23 protein-coding genes are annotated in these 22220 nt (G+C 68.6%); 14 read left to right on the top strand and 9 right to left on the bottom strand.

The genetic code is table 11. The features are described from left to right. Window positions 1-153: 153 nt before the first annotated feature. The gene (locus HWY37_RS07545) at window positions 154-1443 is read right to left on the bottom strand and encodes an Nramp family divalent metal transporter (protein ID WP_176088262.1); all 1290 of its coding nucleotides are present in this window, start codon (window positions 1441-1443) and stop codon (window positions 154-156) included. A gap of 130 nt (window positions 1444-1573) precedes the next feature. Further along, entirely contained in the window at window positions 1574-1999 is a 426-nt protein-coding gene (locus tag HWY37_RS07550) for an OsmC family protein (RefSeq protein WP_176088263.1), read from the bottom strand. 271 nt (window positions 2000-2270) lie between these two features. On the opposite strand from HWY37_RS07550, the gene HWY37_RS07555 reads away from it, so the two are divergent. From HWY37_RS07555 to HWY37_RS07580, 6 genes are all read left to right on the top strand, one after another. Further along, complete coding sequence (locus tag HWY37_RS07555) at window positions 2271-3425, top strand: ABC transporter substrate-binding protein (RefSeq protein WP_176088264.1); 1155 nt, start codon at window positions 2271-2273, stop codon at window positions 3423-3425. A gap of 174 nt (window positions 3426-3599) precedes the next feature. Next, window positions 3600-4508 (top strand): ectoine/hydroxyectoine ABC transporter substrate-binding protein EhuB, encoded by a 909-nt coding sequence (gene ehuB / locus HWY37_RS07560; RefSeq protein WP_176088265.1) that lies wholly within the window; start codon window positions 3600-3602, stop codon window positions 4506-4508. Window positions 4509-4518: 10 nt separating this feature from the next. Continuing rightward, on the top strand, window positions 4519-5172 hold the full coding sequence (gene ehuC / locus HWY37_RS07565) for an ectoine/hydroxyectoine ABC transporter permease subunit EhuC (RefSeq protein WP_176088266.1): 654 nt from the start codon (window positions 4519-4521) through the stop codon (window positions 5170-5172). After that, window positions 5169-5840: an ectoine/hydroxyectoine ABC transporter permease subunit EhuD gene (ehuD, locus tag HWY37_RS07570; RefSeq protein ID WP_175210515.1), complete on the top strand. Its 672-nt coding sequence runs from the start codon at window positions 5169-5171 to the stop codon at window positions 5838-5840. Before ehuC ends, ehuD begins: the two co-directional genes overlap by 4 nt. Beyond that, the gene (locus HWY37_RS07575; protein ID WP_175210517.1) at window positions 5837-6607 is read left to right on the top strand and encodes an amino acid ABC transporter ATP-binding protein; all 771 of its coding nucleotides are present in this window, start codon (window positions 5837-5839) and stop codon (window positions 6605-6607) included. Before ehuD ends, HWY37_RS07575 begins: the two co-directional genes overlap by 4 nt. A 107-nt stretch (window positions 6608-6714) precedes the next feature. Then, complete coding sequence (locus HWY37_RS07580; RefSeq protein ID WP_176088267.1) at window positions 6715-7827, top strand: NADH:flavin oxidoreductase/NADH oxidase; 1113 nt, start codon at window positions 6715-6717, stop codon at window positions 7825-7827. 77 nt (window positions 7828-7904) lie between these two features. Here HWY37_RS07580 and HWY37_RS07585 read toward each other — a convergent pair whose 3' ends face one another. Both HWY37_RS07585 and HWY37_RS07590 read right to left on the bottom strand, forming a co-directional pair. Beyond that, the gene (locus HWY37_RS07585; RefSeq protein WP_176088268.1) at window positions 7905-9002 is read right to left on the bottom strand and encodes a maleylacetate reductase; all 1098 of its coding nucleotides are present in this window, start codon (window positions 9000-9002) and stop codon (window positions 7905-7907) included. Window positions 9003-9025: 23 nt separating this feature from the next. After that, on the bottom strand, window positions 9026-10012 hold the full coding sequence (locus HWY37_RS07590) for a tripartite tricarboxylate transporter substrate binding protein (protein WP_176088269.1): 987 nt from the start codon (window positions 10010-10012) through the stop codon (window positions 9026-9028). A 146-nt stretch (window positions 10013-10158) separates the two neighbouring features. Here HWY37_RS07590 and HWY37_RS07595 point away from each other — a divergent pair, with 146 nt between their 5' ends. After that, on the top strand, window positions 10159-11094 hold the full coding sequence (locus HWY37_RS07595) for a LysR family transcriptional regulator (protein ID WP_175210525.1): 936 nt from the start codon (window positions 10159-10161) through the stop codon (window positions 11092-11094). Between the two features lie 82 nt (window positions 11095-11176). Here the strand turns inward: HWY37_RS07595 and HWY37_RS07600 are convergent, their stop codons facing one another. From HWY37_RS07600 to HWY37_RS07610, 3 genes are all read right to left on the bottom strand, one after another. Then, window positions 11177-11827, bottom strand: a complete 651-nt coding sequence (locus tag HWY37_RS07600; RefSeq protein ID WP_217481329.1) for a dUTPase — start codon at window positions 11825-11827, stop codon at window positions 11177-11179. Between the two features lie 107 nt (window positions 11828-11934). Further along, entirely contained in the window at window positions 11935-12456 is a 522-nt protein-coding gene (locus tag HWY37_RS07605) for a hypothetical protein (RefSeq protein ID WP_175210527.1), read from the bottom strand. A 14-nt stretch (window positions 12457-12470) separates the two neighbouring features. Beyond that, window positions 12471-13109, bottom strand: a complete 639-nt coding sequence (locus HWY37_RS07610; RefSeq protein WP_175210528.1) for a DedA family protein — start codon at window positions 13107-13109, stop codon at window positions 12471-12473. Window positions 13110-13215: 106 nt separating this feature from the next. Here HWY37_RS07610 and HWY37_RS07615 point away from each other — a divergent pair, with 106 nt between their 5' ends. Continuing rightward, the gene (locus tag HWY37_RS07615) at window positions 13216-14256 is read left to right on the top strand and encodes a metal-dependent hydrolase (protein ID WP_176088270.1); all 1041 of its coding nucleotides are present in this window, start codon (window positions 13216-13218) and stop codon (window positions 14254-14256) included. A gap of 33 nt (window positions 14257-14289) precedes the next feature. Here HWY37_RS07615 and HWY37_RS07620 read toward each other — a convergent pair whose 3' ends face one another. Further along, a complete protein-coding gene (locus HWY37_RS07620; RefSeq protein ID WP_176088271.1) occupies window positions 14290-15717 on the bottom strand; it encodes an amidase in 1428 nt (475 codons plus the stop codon). 16 nt (window positions 15718-15733) lie between these two features. After that, window positions 15734-16726: a Bug family tripartite tricarboxylate transporter substrate binding protein gene (locus HWY37_RS07625; RefSeq protein WP_176088272.1), complete on the bottom strand. Its 993-nt coding sequence runs from the start codon at window positions 16724-16726 to the stop codon at window positions 15734-15736. 137 nt (window positions 16727-16863) lie between these two features. On the opposite strand from HWY37_RS07625, the gene HWY37_RS07630 reads away from it, so the two are divergent. The 6 genes from HWY37_RS07630 (at window position 16864) to HWY37_RS07655 (ending at window position 22198) form a co-directional block, all read left to right on the top strand. Next, window positions 16864-17814, top strand: a complete 951-nt coding sequence (locus HWY37_RS07630) for a LysR family transcriptional regulator (RefSeq protein ID WP_176088273.1) — start codon at window positions 16864-16866, stop codon at window positions 17812-17814. Window positions 17815-17941: 127 nt separating this feature from the next. Next, on the top strand, window positions 17942-18709 hold the full coding sequence (locus HWY37_RS07635) for an IclR family transcriptional regulator (RefSeq protein WP_176088274.1): 768 nt from the start codon (window positions 17942-17944) through the stop codon (window positions 18707-18709). 70 nt (window positions 18710-18779) lie between these two features. Further along, window positions 18780-19484 (top strand): dipeptidase PepE, encoded by a 705-nt coding sequence (pepE, locus tag HWY37_RS07640; protein ID WP_176088275.1) that lies wholly within the window; start codon window positions 18780-18782, stop codon window positions 19482-19484. Next, window positions 19481-20410 (top strand): DUF1177 domain-containing protein, encoded by a 930-nt coding sequence (locus tag HWY37_RS07645; protein ID WP_176088276.1) that lies wholly within the window; start codon window positions 19481-19483, stop codon window positions 20408-20410. The genes pepE and HWY37_RS07645 overlap by 4 nt, the downstream gene beginning before the upstream one ends. Next, a complete protein-coding gene (locus tag HWY37_RS07650) occupies window positions 20407-21093 on the top strand; it encodes an AroM family protein (RefSeq protein ID WP_176088277.1) in 687 nt (228 codons plus the stop codon). The genes HWY37_RS07645 and HWY37_RS07650 overlap by 4 nt, the downstream gene beginning before the upstream one ends. A gap of 115 nt (window positions 21094-21208) precedes the next feature. Further along, window positions 21209-22198, top strand: a complete 990-nt coding sequence (locus HWY37_RS07655; protein ID WP_176088278.1) for a Bug family tripartite tricarboxylate transporter substrate binding protein — start codon at window positions 21209-21211, stop codon at window positions 22196-22198. Window positions 22199-22220: the final 22 nt, after the last annotated feature.

A 22220-nucleotide genomic window follows, 5' to 3' on the forward strand; every position in this document is an offset into this window, starting at 1 on the left:
TGCGTCGCGAGCAAAAGCGCCGGCCGACCGCCGGCGCTTTTTCATTGCGGCTGCGGAGCGTGCTTCGGCCAAGCTGGCGCGCCTGCTGCCCGGCCATCGGCAGTGTCGATGCAGCCAACGGCCGTGCTGTGACTCCGTTAGCTTTGCCTCGCCTTAGACGAACATGTCCACTACCAGGTAGCCGTCCAGCAACAGGATGCCGACGGTGGCCGCTATCGCCGCCCAGGCCCAGGCGCCGCGCAGCACATACTTGCCCATCAGGCTCTTGCGGCAGGCCAGCAGCACCAGCGGCCCCAGGGCGAAGGGCAGGGCCAGGCTCAGGATCACCTGGCTCAGCACCAGCAGGCTGTCCGGGTCCTGCCCGCCGGTATAGGCCAGCAGGCCGGCCGCGGCGGCGCCCGCCACCAGCCGCGTCGCCAGCGCGCGGCGCCGGTCGGACCAGCCGCTGCGGACCTGGAAGCCTTGGGACAGGATGCGGCCGGCCAGCACGCCGGTGATGGTGGAGCTTTGCCCCGCGGCATACAGCGCCACCGCGAAGACGATGGCCGCGGCCACGCCCAGCGTCTGGCCGATCACCGCATGCGCGTCGTCCAGGCTGGACACGATGAGCCCCGAGCCCGACAGCGAGGCGGCGGCGACGATCATGATGGCGGCGTTGATCAGCATGGCCAGGCCCAGCGACACGATGGTGTCGTTGCGGGCCACGCGCATGGCGAGGTCGCGCGCGACCGGTGGCAGTTGCCGCGCGCGCTGGGCGAGCGAGCCGGAATGCAGGTACAGGTTGTGCGGCATCAGGGTCGCGCCCAGGATGCCCAGCGCGATCAGGAAGCCCTGCGGGTCGCGCAGGGCGCGGCCGGTTTGCGTGACGCCGTGAGCCACTTCGGCCCAGGCCGGGTTGGCCTTGAACAGCAGGAACACGAAGGACATCGCGACCACCGACAGCAGCAGGGCGATGAAGCGTTCATGCTTGTCGGCGTTGCCGCGGGTCAGCGCCAGCACGGCGAAGGTGCCGACGCCGGTGACCGCGACGCCCGCGATCAAGGGCAGGCCGAAAAGCAGGCGCAGCGCGATCGCGCCGCCGATGAGCTCGGCCAGGGCGGTCGCCAGGATGGCGGCTTCGCCGGCCAGCCAGGCCGTCCTGGCCCAGCGCGGGGACAGGTGGCGGGCGGTCAGCGTGGCCAGGTCCTGTCCGGTGGCCAGCGCCAGGCGCGACACCAGGATCTGGAAGCCCAGCGCCAGCAGGGCCGAAATGACGACGACCAGCAGCAGGCCATAGCCGAAGCCGCTGCCGCCCGCGATGTCGGTGGCCCAGTTACCGGGATCGATATAGCCCACGGCCACCAGGATGCCGGGGCCGGCCATGCGGCGCAGTCCGGCCGACACCTGGACGTCTTGCGCCAGTGCGGTCCTGCCGCCGGAGATCGCGTAGATGAAATGGCCCATGTTGGCTCCTGAGAATGATTCTCATCTTCCTCGGATCAGGCCGGACCGTCAAATTGATTTTGGGCAAACGGGGGATAGGCCGGCCCAATGGCTCCGTCCCCCAGGGACGGGCCGCGGGCCGGGGACGGGATCAGGACTTCAGCTTGGCTTCCATGGTGATCTTGGCATTCAGCACCTTGGACACCGGGCAGCCTTTTTCAGCCTTGCGCGCGGCGTCCTCGAAAGCCTGGGCGCTGGCGCCGGGGATGACGGCTTCGACGCTCAGATGGACGGCGGTGATGGCAAAGCCGCCTTCCACCTTGTCCAGCGTCACTTCGGCCTTGGTGTCCAGGCTCTGCGCGACCATGCCGGCTTCGGCGAGGATGTTGGACAGGGCCATGGTGAAGCAGCCCGCATGCGCCGCGCCCAGCAGTTCCTCGGGATTGGTGCCGGGCGTGTCGCCGAAACGGGTGTTGAAGCCGTAAGCCTGTTCCTTGAGCGCGCCGCTTTGCGTGGAGATCGTGCCCTTGCCGGTCTTCAGGTCGCCGGACCAGTGGGCGGTTGCGGTTTTCTTCATGCGTGACTCCTGTGGAAGGGCCGCGCCCGTCGCGAGCGCGGCCGGTATGAGAGGGGGCGCGCGCCGCCGGCGGGGGCGAGGCGCATTGCCTGGGTGGCATGATCGATGATACGGCGACCGGGCAGGGCCGGCGCGGAAAGCGTCTGCGCGCAACGGCAAGCCGATGTAACGGCAGCCAATGCGGTCCGTGTGTTTGACGCGCGTCGCCTGGCGCCATGCGCGCATCAGGCAAAATAGGGCATCTGTTCCAACCTTGCCGAGAACCGCTGTCATGTCTCTCAATTTCGTCCGCTATGCGTGCGCCGTCGCGCTGGCCGTTCCCGCCCTGTCTGCCCAGGCTGAAGTCGTCATCGGCGTGGATGTGTCCACCACGGGTCCGGCCGCCGCCATCGGCATCCAGACCAACAACGCGATCCGCCTGTGGCCCGCGACCCTGGGCGGCGAACCGGCGCGCTACGTGGTGCTGGACGACGGCACCGACGTCAGCCGCGCGGTGAAGAACATGCGCAAGCTGACCTCGGAAGACAAGGTCGACGCGATCGTCGGCCCGAACACCACGGCCGCCGCGCTGGCGGGCCTGGACGTGCTGGCCGAGACCGGCACGCCCATGATCGCGTTGGCCGCGTCCAGCGTCATCGTTGAGCCGCTGTCGGATCCAAAGCGCGCCTGGGCCTTCAAGATGCCGCAGAACGATTCGCTGATGGCGACCGCGCTGGTGGCGGACATGAAGAAGAAAGGCCTGAAGAACGTGGCCTTCATCGGCTTCGCGGATTCCTACGGCGACAGCTGGTGGAAGGAATTCTCGGCCGCCGCCGGCACCGACCTGCACATCGTGGCGCAGGAGCGCTTCCAGCGCACCGACGCTTCGGTGGTCGGACAGGTGCTGAAAGTCATCGCCGCCAAGCCGGATGCCGTGCTGATCGCCGGCGCGGGCACGCCGTCCGCCTTGCCGCAGAAGACGCTGCTGGAGCGCGGCTACACCGGTGCCATCTACCAGACGCATGGCATCGGCACGCTGGAATTCCTGCAGGTCGGCGGCGCGGACGTGGAAGGCACCTTGTTCCCCACCGGCCCCGGCGTGGTGGCGCGCGAGCTGCCCGATGACAATCCGGTCAAAAAGGTGGCCGTGGCCTTCGCCGACCAGTACGAAGGCCGCTATGGCGCCAACACGCTGACCCAGTTCGCGGGCGACGCCTACGGCGCCTGGATGCTGCTGGATTCGGCGGTGGCGCGGGCGCTCAAGACGGGCGCCAAGCCTGGCACGCCGGAATTCCGCAAGGCGCTGCGCGACGCGCTGGAGAACACGCGCGACCTGGTCGTGCCCAACGGCGTGCTCAATATTTCCAAGGAAAACCATCAGGGCTTCGACGAACGCGCCCGCGTCATGGGCATCGTCCGCAACGGCCGTTTTTCCTACGCGCAGTAGGGGAGACATGGCTGTCTACCATTCGTAACGTGTTCTGACGCGCCGCGGGGGCAGTCCAGGAAAGCAGGCTCAGGCCTGCTTTTTTTCGAACATATCATTCGTATAGAAATCATTTAATAGCGTATCATTTTTGGTGAAGACATATACCTCGAAATAAATATAGGAGAAACTGCCATGAACCTGATCCGAACCAGACGTTTGCTCGCCGCCCTGAGCCTGGGCATGCTGGCGGCATGTTCCGATTCGGGGTCAGACAAGCCTGCGCCCGCAGCGAGCGCGCCGGCCGGCGGATCCACCCTGGAAGCCGCCAAGACCGCCGGCAAGATCCGCATCGGCTATGCCAACGAGGCGCCGTTCGCCTACATGGACAGCAAGGAAGCCAAGGTCACGGGCGAGTCCGTGGAGATCGCCCGGGTGGTGCTCAAGCGCATGGGCATCAATGAAGTGGAGGGCGTCCTGACCGAGTTCGGCTCCCTCATTCCCGGCCTGCAGGCCAAGCGTTTCGACATCATCGCGGCGGGCATGTACGTCACGCCCGAACGTTGCCAGCAGGTGGCGTTTTCCGACCCGACCTACGGCGTCGGCCAGTCGTTCCTGGTCAAGCAGGGCAATCCCAAGAACCTGCACAGCTACGAAGACGTAGTGAAGAATCCCGATGCCAAGCTGGGCGTGGTGGTGGGCGCGATCGAGGCGGAATACGCCTCCAAGTCCAAGGTGCCTGCCGTCCAGGTGGTGGTGTTCCCGGACGCGGTCAGCGCGCTGTCCGGCGTGCAGGCGGGACGCGCCGACGCCTATGCGGCCACGGCCCTCACGGTCAATGACCTGATGGGCAAGACCAGCGCCGCCAGCGGCCTGGAAAAGGCCGAGCCGTTCAAGGACCCCGTCATCGACGGCAAGGACGTGCGCGGCTACGGCGCGTATGCCTTCCGCACCGACGACAAGGCCTTCGCCGATGCCTTCAACGCCGAACTGGCCAAGTTCATCGGCACCGAAGAACATCAGAAGCTGGTGGCGCCTTTTGGCTTCACGCCGCAGGAATTGCCCAAGGGAGTCACGGCCGCCAAGCTGTGCGCCGGCCAGTAAGGGGGCGCGCATGCGGCTGATATCCGAGCATTTCGCCGAACTGGCGCCGCCGTTGCTGCAGGGGCTGGCCGTCACCCTGGAAATCATGGCCGGCGCCGTGGTGCTGGCGGTGCCGCTGGCGCTGGCCGCGGGCATCGGGCGCCTGTCGTCGTTGCGGCCGTTGCGCTGGATCGCGGCGGTCTACGTCGAAGTGTTCCGCGGCACCTCGGCCCTGGTGCAGCTCTTCTGGTTCTACTTCGTGCTGCCGCTGTTCGGCGTGCAGCTGCCCGCCATGCTGGTGGGCATCGTGGTGCTGGCCCTGAACGCCGGCGCCTATGGCGCCGAGGTGGTGCGCGGCGCGATCCGCGCGGTGCCGCCGGGCCAGCGCGAGGCCGGCATCGCGCTGAACCTGACGCGCGGGCAGATCATGCGGCGCATCGTGGTGCCGCAGGCCGTGCCGGCCATGCTGCCGCCGGCGGGCAACCTGCTGATCGAACTGTTGAAGAACACGGCGCTGGTGTCCCTCATCACGATCACCGACCTGACCTTCCGCGGCCAGTTGCTGCGTAGCGAGACCCTGCGCACCACCGAAATCTTCACGTTGATGCTGCTGATGTATTTCGCGGTGGCGCTGCTGATCACGGGCGGCATGCGTCTGCTGGAACGCAAGGTGCGCGTGCGATGAAGCCGGTATTCGATTGGTCCTTCGCCCTGGAAATCCTGCCGACGCTGGGCTCCGCGCTGATCATCACGGTCCAGGCCACGCTGCTGGGCATGCTGGTGGCCGTGACGCTGGGCCTGGCGCTGGCGCTGCTGCGGCGTTCGCGGCTGCGCATCGTGTCGCTGCCCACCGCCTTCGTGATCGAGTTCGTGCGCAGCACGCCCTTGCTGGTGCAGATGTACTTCCTGTTCTACGTCCTGCCCCTGACCGGCCTGCGCATGTCGCCGCTGGCGACCGGCATCGCCGCTCTGGGCCTGCACTACGCGACCTATTGCGCCGAGGTCTACCGCGCCGGCATCGAATCCGTGCCGCGCGGCCAGTGGGAAGCCGCCACCGCGTTGAACATGTCGCGCTGGCGCACGGCGGTGGGCGTGGTGCTGCCGCAGGCCATACCGCCGGTGGTGCCGGCGCTGGGCAATTACCTGGTGGCCATGTTCAAGGACACGCCGCTGCTGTCCGCGATCACCGTGGTGGAACTGTTGCAGCAGAGCAAGATGATCGGGTCCGCCACGTTCCGCTACACCGAGCCCCTGACCCTGGTGGGCGTGCTGTTCCTGGCGCTGAGCCTGGTGGCGGCCTGGGGCGTGCGCGGCCTGGAGGCCCGCCTGCAACGATATGGAGGAAAGCGATGAGCGCCAGCGTAAGCATCAAGAACCTGCGCAAGCAGTACGGAGACCTGGAGGTGCTGCGCGGCATCAACCTGGAAATTCCCTCGGGCCAGACGGTGGCCGTGATCGGTCCCTCGGGTTCGGGCAAGTCCACGCTGCTGCGCGTGCTGATGACGCTGGACCGGCCCACCAGCGGCGATATCGAGATCGACGGCGTGCCGATGTGGACCGACGCCCAGGGCCGTCCCGTCGGGTCCAATTCGGAACATCTGCGCAAGGTGCGCGGCAAGATCGGCATGGTGTTCCAGCACTTCAATCTGTTCCCGCACATGACGGCGCTGGCCAATGCGATGGAAGCGCCGTTGCACGTGCTGGACATGTCGCGCAGCCAGGCGCGCGAACGCGCCGTGGAGTACCTGGAAATGGTCGGCCTGGGCGACAAGCTGGACGTCTATCCGGCGCAGTTGTCGGGCGGGCAGAAGCAGCGCGTGGGCATCGCCCGCGCCCTGGCGATGTGTCCCGACATCATGCTGTTCGACGAGGTGACCTCGGCGCTCGACCCGGAACTGGTGGGCGGCATCCTGCAGATCCTGCGCGATCTGTCTGCCCGGCGCAGCATGACCATGATCATCGTGACCCACCAGATGAAGTTCGCCGAGCGCAGCTCCGACCGGACCCTGTTCTTCGACCAGGGCAATATCGTCGAGGACGCCGAATCGTCGGTGCTGTTCAGCCAGCCCAAGGAGGCGCGCACGCGCCAGTTCCTGGATTCGGTGATCGAGGGACAGTAGCGTGCCGTTTGCGGGCACGGCTTGACCCCGTCCGGCGCAGCGGTATTCAGGTCGCCAGGCGGGACTGGGCGCTATGCTTGGGCATCCCACGCCCCGGAGGCCACAGCATGTCCCTGCTTTTCAGTCCCACGTCCATCGGCAAGCTCGAACTGGCCAACCGCATCGTCATCGCGCCCATGTGCGAGTACTCGGCCGAAGACGGCCTGGCCACCGACTGGCACATGATCCACCTGGGCCACCTGGCCCTGTCCGGCGCGGCGTTGCTGTTCGTGGAAGCCACCGCCGTGGAGCCCGACGGGCGCATCACGCCCGGAGACCTGGGCCTGTGGTCCGACGAAACCGAGGCGGCCATCGGCCGCGTCGTGGCAGCCATCCGCCGCTATGCGCCGATCAAGCTGGGCATCCAGCTTGGCCACGCCGGCCGCAAGGCTTCCAGCGAAGCGCCCTGGAACGGCGGCCAGCTGGTGCCGCCCGAGGCCGGCGGCTGGCAGGGTTGGGCGCCCTCGGCCGTGCCGCACAATGCCTCGGAGCCCGCGCCGCACGCGCTGGACGCCGCCGGCCTGGCGCGCATCCGCGATGCCTTCGTGGCCAGCGCCAAGCGCGCCGTGCGCCTGGGATTCGACGCGATCGAATTGCACGCCGCGCACGGCTATCTGCTGCATCAGTTCCTGTCGCCCCTATCCAACCAGCGCGACGACGCCTACGGCGGTTCGCTGGAAAACCGCATGCGCTTTCCGCTGGAAGTCTTCCAGGCGCTGCGCGAAGCCACGCCTGCGTCGGTGGCGCTGGGCGTGCGCGTGTCGGCGACGGACTGGGTGGAGGGCGGCTGGGACCTGGAACAGACGCTGGTCCTGGCGCAGGCGCTGAAGGAGCGTGGCTGCGAGTTCATCGACGTCTCCAGCGGCGGCGTTTCGTCGCAGCAGAAGATCCCGGTGGGGCCGAATTACCAGGTGCCCTTCGCCGATGAGATCAAGCGCAAGGTGGGCATGCCCACCATCACGGTGGGCCTGATCACTGAGGCGCAGCAGGCCGAAGACATCCTGCAGAACGGCCAGGCCGACATGGTCGCGCTGGCGCGCGGCATGCTGTACGACCCGCGCTGGCCCTGGCACGCCGCGGCGCAGCTGGGCGGCCAGGTTAGCGCGCCGCGCCAGTACTGGCGTTCTCAGCCCAGGGATCAGAAGGCGCTGTTCGGCGATACGCGCTTCGGGCAACGGTAGGATGGGCGAAGCGCGGCGCGAGCGCCGTAAGAACAGCGGCGCCTATCGCGCGTAACCCGCCACGCAAGCGCCGTTTCCTACCGAGGACGAATGGTCGCACCAGATGGGTGCGGCCGTTTCCCTTCATAGGCGTCTTGCAGCAGCGCCCGCAACGCCACGCGTTCCAGCGGACGCGGATTGGGGTAGGGCGTTTGCAAAGCGATGTCGCAGGCGCGGTCCAGGTCTTCCTCATGCATGCCGATGTCGCGCAGCGCGGTGGGGGCGCCTAGCGTATGCGCCAGGTCGAACACACCGGCGGCGGCATCGGGTGCGCCCAGCGCCGCCGCGATGCGCGCCATGGCTTGCGGCGCGGCCGCGGCGTTGTAGGCCAGGGCCTGCGGCAACACCACGGTGTGGACTTCGGCGTGCGGCAGGTTGAAGCTGCCGCCCAGCGTATGGCAGAGCTTGTGGTGCAAGGCCATGCCCACGCTGCCCAGCACCGTGCCGCACAGCCAGGCGCCATAGAGCGCGTCGCCGCGCGCTTGCAGCAGGTCTTCGCCGCCGGCTCCGGCGTGGATGGCGGGCAGCGCCTGCGCCAGCGCGCGTATGCCTTCCTGCGCCATCAGGTCCATGATGGGATTGCCTTCGACCGAATACAGGCCCTCGGCCGCATGGGCGATGGCGTTGATGCCGCTGGTCACGCTCATGGTCACGGGCAGCGACAGGCTCAGTTCCGGGTCATACACCACGCTGCGCGGCAGCACCCGGTCGTCCTTGCCGGTCTTTTTCAGGCCGGCCTCGGTGATGCCGTAGATCGGCGTCATTTCGGAGCCCGCATAGGTGGTGGGCACGGCGATGACCGGCAGTCCCGAGTCCAGCGCGATGGCCTTGCCCAGGCCGATGGTGGAGCCGCCGCCCACGGCCACGGCGCAATCGGCGCCCAGCTCGCGCGCCGTCTGCTGCGCCTGGCGCGCGATCTCGATCGGCACGTGCATTACGGCCTGGTCGAAAATCCCGGCTACGCGCTCGGCGCCCAGCAGGGCAGAGACGCGCTCCGCCTGGGCCCGCTGCGGCGGGGTGCAGAGCACGAGCGCGCGCCGTAGCCCCAGGGCGTCGAGTTCGGCCGCCAGGCCGGCCAGGCTGCCGGGCCCGAAGACCACGCGCTGGGCGCGGCTGGCATAGATGAACGATTTCATGGCGTCTGAAGACTCCCTTTCCGTCATTGTGCAACGATTCCGCGGCTCTTGATGAGCTGGCCCCAGCGCTGCGATTCGGCCTGCACCAGCCGGTTCATGTCGTCGCGGCCGCCGGCCACCACTTCGAAGCCGGATTCGGTAATGCGTGCGGCGACGGCCGGATCGCGCAGCGCCGCGATCGTGGCTTCGGTCAGCTTGTCCAGCGTCGCCGTCGGCGTCTGGGCCGGCGCCACCATGCCTACCCAGGAATAGATCTCGAAGCCTGGATAGCTTTCGGCGATGGCGGGCACGTCCGGCAGGGCGGCGACGCGCTTGGGCGCCGTCACCGCCAGCGCGCGCAGCTTGCCGCTCTGGATGTGGGGCAGCACCAGCGGCAGGCTGGCGATGATGGAGTTCACGTGTCCGCCCATCAGGTCCGACACTGCCGGGCCGCCGCCGCGGTAGGGTGTATGGATGCCGCTGGTGCCGGCGGCCTGGTGGAACATTTCCGCCGCCAAGTGGTTGGAGCTGCCCGCGCCCACCGAGGCATAGGACACGCTGCCCTTTTTGCCCGCCGCCACGTAGTCCGCCAGCGTCTGGTAGGGGCCGCTGGCCGTCACCGCCAGCACCATGGGCGAACGCACCATGTACGACACGCCGGTCAGGTCGCGCGTGGCGTCGTAGGGCAGCTTGGGGTAGATATGTTGTTCCGTGGCATAGGAATCGAACACCATTTCCACGGTGTAGCCGTCGGGCGCGGCCTTGGCCACCAGCGCCGTGCCGATGGTGCCGCCGGCGCCGCCGCGGTTGTCGATGACCACCGTCTGCCCCAGCTTGTCCTGTAGCGCCTGCTGCACCTGGCGCGCGACCCGGTCGACCGTACCGCCCGCGGCGAAGGGCACGACCACCGTCACCGGCTTGCTGGGATAGTCGGCGGCGGCCGCGGGCGCGGCGGCCCAGGCGCACGCGGTAAGCGCGGCACTGGCCAACAGGACGCGGCGCGAGCGGCGGAAGTCGGTGATGGGGGGCATGCGGGTCTCCTGGATATATCTTGGTTGTGGTTGGCCGTCCATCTTTGTCGAAATTGCCAAAGTGCGGCCATGCACGCTATCGTAATTGCCTAATCTCCCAGGAAAGCAGGCGCCGTGCGCCAAACCCTTTTGCGCCACACGCACAAATGAAAACCGTCAAATTTGCCGAAAGCCTGTCGATCTTCGTGGACGTCGCCCGCGCGCAGAGCTTTTCCGAAGTGGCGCGCCGCCGCGGCATGGTGGCGTCGTCGGTGGCGCGCCAGATCGGCGCGCTGGAATCCGAACTCAAGGTGCCGCTGTTCGTCCGTTCCACCCGCGCCCTGATGCCCACCGAGGCGGGCGAGGTGCTGTACGAGCGCGCCGTGAAAATCCTGCACGACATGACCGAGGCGCGCTCCGAAGTCATTTCGCTGGAGCAGACCGTGCAGGGCCTGCTGCGCGTCAGCTGCCTGCCGGCGTTCGCCCGGCGCTACGTGGTGCCCATGCTGCAGCAGCTGGGCGAACGCCATCCGCAACTGCGCGTGGAACTGGAATTGACCGAGCGCGTGGTGGACCCGGTGGTCGAACGCATGGACGTGGTGGTGCGCGTGGGCCAGCAGCCCGACAGCAGCCTGATCGGCCAGCGCATCGGCAGCCACCGCTACCTGATCTGCGCCGCGCCGTCCTACCTGGAACGCCATGGCGTGCCGCGCACGCTAGCGGACCTGTCGCGCCACCGGCTCATCGACCGGCGCCACAGCACCAGCGTGCGCGGCTGGCGCGAACTGGGCAATGGCCAGTGGGCGCAGGACGCGAAGTTCGCGCTTGAATGCGACGACTGCGATGCGCGCCGCTATGCGGCGCTTGAAGGGCTGGGCATCGCGCTCATGCCGAACTGGTCCGCGGGCGCGGACATCGGCGCGGGCCGCCTGGTGCAGCTGACGTTGCAGGACGCCAGCCCTCCGCCGGAAAGCGGCATCTATCTGCTGCGCGCCATGCCGCGGGCCAACGCCCGCATCCGCGCCTTCACCGAGCAGCTGCGGCGGCAGATCGGCACGCCTTCGGTGTGGGACGCCGCCATCGAGAGCCTGCGCGCGGCCTGACGATCCCGGCGCCGCGCCACAATGAAAAAACGCCGCATCTGCGGCGTTTTTTCATGCGTCCGCGCGGCGGTGGCTTACAGGCTTACAGGCGCGAGTACGCCTGTTCCAGCTCGGCGTGCAGCGCATCGGCGAAATCCTCGCGTGCGGGATCCAGCTGCGACAGCAGGCGGGCCAGTACCACGTTGTCTTCCTCGCCGCTCCAGATCTTGATGTAGGTGCCTTCCTTGTAGCCATGCTGCTGGCGGAAGATGTTCAGCACGTTCTTGGACACGTATTGCGTGTAGGCGTCGTTCCAGCTCATTTCGCAGGACGTCATGGTCTGTTCCAGCACCTTGAAGCTGGCGCGTCCGCACACCGCCAGGCCGCCGATCAGTTCCAGCAGTTCCGGCACGTTCAGCTGTTCCAGCGCATGGGACTTGCCGTCCAGCGTGACCGAGGCCGGCCCGGCCAGGTCAGCCACCAGCGCGCGGGCGGCGGCGGCGACGTCGCCACGGGCTTCGACGATGGTGTGCGACAGGTAGAAGTGCAGGATGTCCACCAGCTCCATCTGCACCTGCGGCAGGTCGATGGTCTGCTTCTTCCACCACTTCCAGCCGTAGTGTTCGAGGGCTTCGGCGGATTCGACGAAGGCGGCGCGCAGGAAGCGGGCTCCGCCGTTGACCCAGTCCGGATTGATCATGCTGTTCAAGTGGCCCTGCAGCTTCAGCATCGTGGCCGCCTGGGCCTGGTTCAATCCGACAACGTTATTCACTTTCACTCCGTGGTTCGTGGGGTCTTTCGACAGCGGCGGAAATGTTAGCACCATTGCCCGTGGTCGCCGCGCGGCCCTGGAGACGGAATTCAGGCGCTGCCGTCCTTGCGGTGCGAGGAGCGCTTGAGCGGCGGCAGCGGCGCCTTGTTGCGCGGATTGCGCGCGCGGCCGGCGGCCTTGAACAGCATGAAGGCGAAGAAGGCCAGGAAGATGGCGGGCATGGCTTCGTCCAGGTCGAAGCCGGGGCCGCGCAAGGCCTGGAAGATGATGCGCACCGCGGCCCATCCCGCCAGGATGCCGCCTATGGTCAGGACGACGCCGATCTTGCGTTGCGTGGCCTGGCGGGCCAGCGTCATGGACGCGGCGTCTTCCTGGCCGGGCGCGGCGGGCGCCGGCTGGTACTGGGTGGAGGGCTTGGAGGACTTGCCCCAGGGCGCGCCAGAGAGCGAGTCGGAGGGGCCGGTGGATGGCGCGGGCGGCACAGGGGGAGGCGCCGTCCGGGCGGCCGCGCGCTTGTCCGGCACCTGGCCGGGCGTCGCGCCGCCGGCGCGCGTCAGGTTCTCGATGTAGCGCGCGAAGTCGCCATTTCTGGGCTCCCCATCTATGGCCATGGCCCTTCTCCGGTTCAGTTGCCGCGGCGTTGGCGCGCCGGGACCCGGCGTTTGCGCAGCATGGCTATCAACAGCCCGCATCCTAGCAGCACCGAGAGTCCCGCGCCGATCATCATGGCGATTTGTTGCGCATTGTCCGCCGTGCCCAGGCTGCGCGCCGTGATGTAGCCCGGGGCCAGCATCAGCGGCATCCAGAGTATGGCCGAGGCGACGTTGGCCAGCTGGAAGCGGCCATGCGCCATGCCCATCACGCCGGCGACGGTGGGGATGGTGGAGCGGATGGGGCCCAGGAAGCGGCCGATCAGCACCGAGGCGAAGCCGTAGCGGTAGAAGAACAGGCGCGCGCGCGCCACGCCGCTGCGCTGCTGCTTCAAGGGCCAGCGGCGCAGGACGCCCGGGCCGGCCCAGCGGCCCAGCCAGTAGGACAGGGCGTCGCCCACGATGGCGCCGGCGATGCCCCAGGCGATGATGCTCCAGGGGTTCAGCGTGCCCGCGCCGATCAGGCCGCCGGTCAGCAGCATCAGGGCGGTGGCCGGGATGAACAGGCCCAGCAGCACCATCGATTCGCCCAGGGTCAGCAGGAAGGTGATCGGTCCCGCCCAGGCCTGGTTGGTCTCGATGAACAACGCGATCTTGTCGACGTATTGGTCCATATATGCAAAGTTGAAAATTAGCTGAACGCAATCGGGTATCTTAACGCCTGCGCAGACCGCCACGTGTCATCTAGTCCGTCTGCATGAAGCCTATCGTCGGGGATTTATGGATTCGGTTACGCAAGCCGTGCTGGGCGCGGGCATACAGGGAGCCCTGCTGGGGCGGGTGCAGGGCAGGCGGGCGCTGATCTATGGCGCCGCGCTGGCCACGGTGCCGGATCTGGACGTGCTGATGCGCTATCCGGATCCGGTGTCGCTCATGACGTACCACCGCGGCTTCTCGCATTCGGTCTTCGTGCTGACCGGCCTGGCCGCCTTGCTGACATGGCTGATCCGCAAATACTGGCCGCAGGCGCCGTACAGCGGGCGCAGGCTGTTCCTGACCTTGTGGCTGGTGCTGGTGACCCACCCGGTGCTGGACGCCTTCACCGTCTACGGGACGCAGCTGTTCTGGCCGCTGGCGCGCATACCGGAAAGCTGGGCGGCCATCTTCATCATCGACCCGGTCTATACCGTGCCGCTGCTGGCGGCGGTGCTGTTCGCTATCGGCTTTGGCATGACGCTGACGGCGCGCCGCCTGCTGGCTGCGGCGCTGGTCTTCAGCACGGCCTACCTGGGGTTCGGGCTGGCGGGGCGCATCTCCGCCGAGGACCGCGTGCGCGAGGCGATGCAGGGGCAGGGCATCGCCGTCAGCGAGCTGCGCGCCGTGCCCATGCCGTTCAATACGCTGGTGTGGCGCGTGATCGCCAAGACGGCTGACGGGCACTACTACGAATCGGTCAGCAGCCTGTTCGACCGGGCGCCGCCGGAATGGCTGCGCCAGCCCCTGAACCTGGACGTGGCGCAGGCCCTGGCGGACGTGCCGCTACACCAGCGCCTGCGCTGGTTCACGGACGACTGGCTGCGCTACGACGCCATCGGCGACGCCCTGGTGGTGACGGACCTGCGCATGGGCATGGCCGGGCATTACACCTTCCGCTTCAAGATGGCCGAGCGTGCGGCGGACGGCCAATGGCGCGCCGTGACGCCGTCCAGCTGGCCCAGCGAACGCGGCGGCTGGGCCGAGTTGAAGCTGGTGCTGGCCCGCATCCTGGACGCGCACCCGCCCTTGCCGTTGGCGCAATGGTCGGAGTTGTCGGGCCGGTAATCCCGTCGCGCCGCGCCGTGCCGTGGTCGAGGCCTACGCCACGGCCGGTGGCCGCGGCAGGGGAGCGCCAGCCAGCTCGTACGCCTCGGCCGCCTGCAGCAATTGCAGGTCGCCGTGGCTGCGGGCCACCAGTTGCAAGCCTACCGGCATGCCGTCGTCCCCCAACCCGCAAGGCACGCTGATGGCGGGGTGGCCGGTCAGGTTGAACAGCATGGTCCACGGATACCAATGGGCGCGTATGTCGTCATAGGCGCGGCCGTCGATGGTAATGGTATCGAAGATGTCCGCACCCAGCGGCAAGGCGGTGCGCGACATGGTCGGCATCGCCAGCAGGTCGGCCTGGCCGAGCAGCGCCTGGACCTTGCGGTAGAGCGCGGTGCGGGCAAACATGGCCTCCTGGTACTGCTGCGCGCTGAATTGCGCGGCCGAGGCGATCTGCCGCCGGAAGGTCGGGCTGTAGGCCTCGGGCTCCCGTTCGATCAGGGGCAGGAAGCGGGCGCGCCAGACCGTATGGTTGATGACGCGCCAGACCGGCTCCACGTCGAAACCGGCGCCGTCGAACGGCTCGATCTCCGCGCCCAGGTCGGCCAGGCGCGCGAGCGCCGCTTCGAAGGCGCGGCGCACGCCGGCATCCACGGGACGCCCGGGGGGCGCGGCGCAGTAGCGGATGCGCTTGCCGCGCAGCGTGCCGGGGCCGGCGGCCGCGTTTGCGTAGTCGGCCCTGGGCACGCCCAGGGACCAGGGGTCGCAGTCGTGCGGGCCAGCCATGGCCGCCATCATCAAACGGGTATCCGCGACCGTGCGCGTGGTCGGCGTGACGTAGGTCTGGTTGCCGATCGCGTCCTGCGCCTGGCTGTGCGGTATCGCGCCCAGGCTTTGCTTGAATCCCACCACGCCGTTGCATGCTGCGGGAATGCGGGTGGAACCGCCGCCGTCCGAGGCCACCGCCAGCGCGGTAATGCCGGCGGCCGTCGCCGCCGCCGCGCCGCCGCTGGAGCCGCCGCAGGTGCGCTCCAGATTCCAGGCATTGCGGGTCTGGCCGAACAGCGGCGAGTCAGTCATGGACTTGGAACCGAACTCCGGGGTGGTGGTCTTGCCGATCAGGATGGCGCCTTGCTCGCGCAGGCGCGCCACCGCCACGGCGTCTTCGGCCGGCACGTTGTCGCGGAACGGCAGGGCGCCGAATGTGGTGCGCACGCCAGCGGTGTTGACCAGGTCCTTGACGGTGAACGGCAGCCCATGCAGCAGGCCCGGGGCATCGCCGCGCATCAGCGCCGCCTCGGCGCGCCTGGCTTCGGCCATGGCCTGCTCGGGGCACAGCGTGATGAAACAGTTCAGGACGGGTTGCAGGCGCTCGGCCCGTTCCAGCGACGCGCGGACCAGTTCGACTGGCGACAAGGACCGGGCGCGGATCAGGCGCGCGGCTTCGACCGCGCTCAGTTCGCAAAGGGAATCGCTCATCGGATCCGAATCCTGCCTATTCGTCGAAGGAAATCCCGGCGGCCTTGACGATAGGGGCCCAGTGCTCGCGTTCGACGCCGATGCGGCGCTTGGCGGCCTGCGCGTCCTGCGGTTCGACCAGGAAGCCGGCCGTCTGCAGCTTTTCGACCAGCGCCGGCCGCTTGCCGGCCGCCACGAAAGCCTGTTCCAGCTGCGCGACGGTGGCATCCGGGGTGGCCGCGGGCGCGTACACGCCATACCAGCTGCCGGCGTGCTGGTACTGCGGGAAGCCCTGTTCCAAGAGTGTCGGCACGTCAGGCAGCGTGGGCAGGCGGCGGCTGCCGGCCACACCCAGGAACTTCACCTTGCCGGCCGTGTACAGCGGCAGCATGCTAGCGACGGCGTCCCAGCCCATCGACACCTCGCCACCGGCCACGTCCACCAGCATGGGCGCCGCGCCGCGATAGAGCACGGGCACGACTTCCAGGCCGTTCTGGCCGCCCATCTCTATCGTTCCAAGCTGGCCGGGGCTGCCTTGCGTCGCCAGGCCCAGGGTTGCCTTGGCGCGCGCCTGCCTGGCCCATTGCACGTACTCGGCCATGCCGCTGTAGGGTTGCGCGGCGCCCGCCACCGCGGCGGTGGGCACGTCGGCCAGCAGGGCGACGGGGCGCAGATCGTGGTCCGGGTCGTATCCCAGTTTCTTGTAGGTCAGCGGAAAGATCACGAACATCGGCGAGGACCCGAGGTACAGGGTCAGGCCGTCCGGCTTGGCGCGCTTGACCACGTCGAAGCCCAGGCGGCCCGAGGCGCCGGGCCGGTTCTCGACGATGACATTGCCGTATCCCGCCGTCTGCAGCTGTTCGGCGTAGGCTCGGGCCACGGCGTCGGCCGCGCCGCCCGCGGCGTAGCCGACGATGAGGCGCACGAGCTTGTCGCCGCCGGCCGGCTCCTGGGCCATGGCACTGGGTGGCAAGCAGGCCGTCGTCGCGGCGGCGAGTATGAGGGCGAGCAGTCGGGGGCGGTGCAGCAAGGCGGTCTCCTGTCGGCGCGGCATCACGCCCGGGGCTCTGGCGGCCGCGGGTCGGCCCATGGCCACGCGCTATGCCGCTATGATCGGACCGCTCGGGTTTACCGTATAGTGAATTATTTGCTCAAGGTATTGAGGAAATGCTCAAGCCATCCCTGGAATCCCTGGCCTCCCGCCTCAAGCTCAGGCACTTGCAGATCGCGCTGGCCCTGCGCGACGCGTCCTCGGCCAAGGAGGTCGCCGCGGCTGCGAACGTCAGCGAATCGGCGGTCTCGAAAACCCTGGCGGAACTGGAGTCGCAGCTGGGCTTCAAGCTGTTCGAGCGCACCGGCAACGGCAAGCGGCCGACCGAAATGGGCCGGCAGATCCTGCCCATGATGGAAGCCGTGGTCGCGCAGGCGCGCGGGCTGGCCCAGGCCGTCATGGACGTGCGCGGCGGCCGCCAGGGCGAACTGCGAATTGGCGTGGCCACGGACATGGGCAAGCTGACGCTCGCGCCGCTGATCCATGCCTACAACCAGGCGCAGCCGGGCGTCGCGCTCGACGTGCAGGCGGGCGGATACCGCGCGATGGTGGACCTGTTGCTGGACGACGGGCTGGACGCGCTGGTCTGCTATGACGCGCCCGAGCTGATCGCGCCCGGCCTGGGGCGCTTGCGGCTGGTGCCGCCGCAGCCGCTGGTGATCGTGGCCAATGCGCGGCGTTCGCCGCTGGCGGCGCGGCGCCAGCTCACGCTGAAGGATCTGCACGGGCAACCTTGGTGCAAGCCGCGTCCGGGCACGATGATGCACGACAAGCTGACCGCGCTGTTCCTGGCATGCGACCTGGGCCTGCCGCCGCGCGGCATCCAGGTGAGCGATCTGTTGCTGACCGACGAGTTCATCCGCGGCACCGACTATCTGGTCATGCTGCCCCTGGCGGCGGCGCAGCGGCTGACCGGCGCGGGCGAGGCCGTGATCCTGGCCGTCGATCTGCACGTACACAACCCGCCCACGGTCGTGGCCTGGCAGCGCGGCGCGGAACGGCAACCGCCACTCCAGCAATTTCTGCAATTCTGCGGCGCGCCGCCAGACGGAATGGCCGCCAGTTGAGCGTCACGCACTTCAGCCCCCGGATCCCGGGGGCTTTTTTCATCGCCGGCCATATTGACCGGCCTTAAGCCCCTGCATTATTCTTGTTCGCTTAACAGGAACATAAGTTCCGTTTTATGGAACAACCATGAGTATTCTCGATGGCGTGCAGCGCGTGCTGGCGCTGTATGCGGAAGGCGCGTCGGAGCTGAGCTTCACCGAAGTGGCGTCGCGCCTGTCCATGCCCAAGAGCACGGCATCGCGCCTGCTCAACCAGATGCAGCACTACGGACTGCTGGACCAGGACGCGGGCACGCGCCGCTACCGCGCCGGGACCATGCTGGCCCAGGCCGTGCGCGCCGGCATGGCGGCCACGCCGCTGGATGACGCCTGCCGCGTCGTGCTGGCCAGGCTGTCCGACGACAGCGGCCTGACCGCCTACCTTTCCACCCTGAACCAGCGCGAGACCGTGGTGCTGCAGCGCTTGAATGGCTCGCATCCGGTCCAGGTGTTGTCGCCGCCGGGCTCGCGCCGCGCCGCGTCGGGCACCGCCATGGGCCGGGCGCTGCTGTCTCGCCTGAGCGAGAGCGAATTCGAGGCCCTGTACGGCGCCGATGCCGGCCTGCCGCTGCCCAGGGAAGGGCGCGATTGCCCCGCCACGGTCGGCGAGCTGGCCAAGCTGGTGGCACAGACCCGCGCCGACCATTGCGGCGTGGCCATCGACCAGGCCATGCCCGGCATAGGCGCGGTGGCCGCCGCGGTGCGCGACCCCGCCACCGGCGAGCTGCGCGGCCTGTGCCTGTCCTTCGTTGCCTTCCAGGCCGACGCCGACCGCGTCGCCCGCCTGCGCGAGCTGGTGCTGCAGCAGGTGGGCAAGCTGGGGCGCGACCTGAACGATCCCTATTGGCTGGCCTGAGTCCTTCCAGGCCCACAGATGCGTCCGCGCTGGCGGACATCCAGAAAATCCCCTTACGGAAATCTTCCACATGAACCTACTGCTCCTCAGCAACTCCAGCAGCGACGCCGGCTATCTGGTCCACGCGCTGCCCGACATCCGCGAACTGATCGCCTCGCTGCCGCAGGGCGCGCCGGCCGTCTTCGTGCCGTACGCGGGCGTCACCCGCGATTGGGACGAGTACACCGCGCTGGTGGCCTCGGCGCTGGCCGACACCGGCCTGGACATCCAGGGGCTGCACCGCGCCGAGGATCCGGCCGCCGCGCTGGAGCGCGCCGCCATCATCATCGTGGGCGGCGGCAATACCTTCAACCTGCTGGGCCAGCTGCGCCGCCAGGGCCTGCTCGAAGCCCTGGCGCGCCGCGTGCGCCAGGGCGCGGCCTACCTGGGCTGGAGCGCCGGATCCAACCTGACCTGCCCCAGCATCTGCACCACCAACGATATGCCCATCACGGACCCGGAAGGCTTCGACGCCCTGGGCCTGCTGTCGTTCCAGATCAACCCGCACTACACCAACGCGCATCCCCCCGGACATCGCGGCGAAACCCGCGCCCAGCGCCTGGCGGAGTTCTGCACACTGAATCCGCAGATGCCGGTGCTCGGCCTGCCGGAAGGTTCCGCGCTGCGCGTGCGCGGCGCCAGCATCGACCTGATCGGCCCGCATGACGCGCCGCTGTTCCTGGGACGCGAGGAGCCGCGCGTGTTCCGTCCGGGGCCGGTGGAGATCCCGGCATGAAGCACGTCATCGATACCATCGAACTGCTGTCTTCCGCCCACATCACGGGCGAGGCGGTGGCCCAGCAACTGCGCGCGGCCGGCAACTGCGAAGTCGAAGTGACCCGGCTGGAGCGCGACGGCGCCGCCACCGAATTCCTGTCCATCGTGATTCCCGGCCTGGACGACGCCGCGCCGCAGCTGGGCATCGTGGGCCGCCTGGGCGGCATCGGCGCGCGCCCCGCGGTCACCGGCCTGGTGTCCGACAGCGACGGCGCGGTGGTCGCCATCGCCGCGGCCTTCAAGCTGATGGCCATGGCCCGCCAGGGCGACGTGCTGCCGGGCACGGTGCGCATCCGCACCCACATCTGCCCGCGCGCCGGCACGCGGCCGCATCACCCGGTGCCGATGATGCGCTCGCCGTTTCCCATGCGCGAGATGATGTCGCACGAAGTCGATCCGCGCATGGACGCGATCCTGTCGGTCGACACCACGCGCGGCAACCGCCTGGTCAACCACCGCGGCGTGGCGCTGACGCCGGTCGCGCGCCAGGGCTACCTGCTGCGCATTCCGGAAACCATGCTGGACGTGATGGGCTGGGTCAGCGGCGAACTGCCGGTGACCTTGCCGCTGACCACGCAAGACATCACGCCGTACGAAAACGGCCTGTGGCACGTGAACTCGCTGATGCAGCCCACGATCGTCACGGGCGCGCCGGTGGTGGGCGTGGCGCTGACGGCGCAGACCACCGTGCCGGGTTGCGCCACGGGAGTGACGAACGCCGTGGACGCCGACGTCGCCATGCGCTTCTGCATCGAAATCGCCAAGCTCTACGGGCAACGTGCGATGAGCTTTGTCGACGAAGCCGAATGGGCCGCCTTGCAGAGCCGCTACGGTTCGATGGCGCATCTGCAGACCGTGGGCCGCGAAGACGCGGGCGCCGCATGAGCGCGCCGCAACGCCGCGTGGCGTTCTTCACCATCGGCCAGTCGCCGCGCAGCGACGTGGTGCCCGAGATGGCGCCGCTGCTGGGCGCGCAGGTGCGCATCGACGAATTCGGCGCGCTCGACGGCCTGGATGCAGCGGGCCTGGCCGCGCTGGCGCCCAAGCCGGGCGAGTACCGCTTCGCCACGCGCATGCGCGACGGCTCGCAGATCGAACTGGACGCGGCCGCCGCCGAGGCGCGCCTGGCCGAGGTCATGCGCCAGGCCGATGCCGCGGGCTACGACGTGCTGGTGCCTCTGTGCACCGGCACCGCGATCGCGCCGATGCGCACGCTGGTGGTGGAGCCGCAGCAGGTCGTGGACCATCTGGTTGCCGGCCTGGCCGAGCATTGCCGCAAGGTGGGGCTGGTGGTGCCGCTGGAAGCGCAGGTCGACGCCTTCCACATGGTCGTGCCGCTGTCCTGCGAGACCGTGGTCGTCCATGCCTCGCCTTACGAAGCCGACGCCGCCCAGGCCGCGCGCAACTTCGAGCGCGCGGGCCGCGAGCTGGCGTCGTGCGACCTGATCATCATGCATTGCATGGGCTATGCCGAGCGCATGCGCCAGGCGGTGGCGCAAGCCTCCGGCCGTCCGGTGCTGCTGTCGAACCGCATGGTCGCGCAGACGCTGGCGCAAATACTGGAATAACGCCGCGGGACCGCCGCGCGCCTGCCGTGCTTTTCGAAGCGCGGCAGGCGCGCGGCGGCGAGCGGCGAGAGGAGACGAAGCGGGCTTCGTCAATCAATCGTTGGGAGTGTTTTTCATGTTCTGCCGTACTCTGTATCGCGCCGCAGGCGCACTGTTCGCCGTCACCGCCCTGACGGCCACGCCGGCGCTTGCCGCCGACGCGTGGAAACCCGCCAAGCCGGTGCGCCTCTTGGTGGGCTTCGCGCCCGGCGGCTCAGCCGACACCTTGGCTCGTCTGCTGGCCGAGCCGCTGTCGCAGCGCCTGGGCCAGCCCGTCGTGGTGGAAAACCTGGCTGGCGCGGGCGGCAACATCATGGCCTACCGCCTGGCCCAGTCGCCGGCCGACGGCTACACCATCGGCATCGCCGCCGCCGGTTCCATGGCCATCACCCATGTCCTGAACCCCAAGGGCACGAACTACAAGCCTACGGATTTCACGCCCATCACGCTGGCCGCGGTGCAGCCCAACGTGGTCATCGTCAACAAGGACGTGCCGGCCAACAACCTGGCCGAGCTGAAGGAATACTTCCAGAAGACGCCGACCGCCACCTACGGCACCGCCGGCGTGGGCATTTCCAACCACCTGATCGCCGAGACCATGCTGTACAAGCTGGGCGTGAAGGTGCCGCATGCCGCCTACCGCGGCGCGGCGCCCGTCATCACCGACCTGCTGGGCGGGCACATCGCCATGACGATGGACAACATCTCCACCGCCGCGCCGCTGGCCTCGCAGGGCAAGGTCAAGGCGATTGCCGTGGCCTCGCTCAAGCGCTCCCCGCAGCTGCCCAATGTGCCGACGCTGGATGAGCAGGGCCTGAAGGGCTTCGACATGCCGACCTGGCAAGGCGTGTTCGCGCCCGCCGGCCTGCCGGCCGACGTGCTGGCCGCCTACTACGCGGCCATGCAGGACGTGCTGAAGCAGCCCGCGCTGGTCGAGAAGATGGCCGGCCTGGGTTCGGAGCCGGTCACGGGCATGACGCCGGAGCAGTTCGGCCAGTTCCTGGAGAAGAACCGCCAGCAGTGGGCTGACATCGTCAAGGCGGCGAACATCAGCCTGGAGCAGTAAGCGGTTAGCAGCAAGTGGCAAG

The sequence above is a fragment of the Achromobacter anxifer genome (assembly GCF_903652925.1).
In the GTDB taxonomy this organism is placed as follows: domain Bacteria; phylum Pseudomonadota; class Gammaproteobacteria; order Burkholderiales; family Burkholderiaceae_B; genus Achromobacter; species Achromobacter anxifer.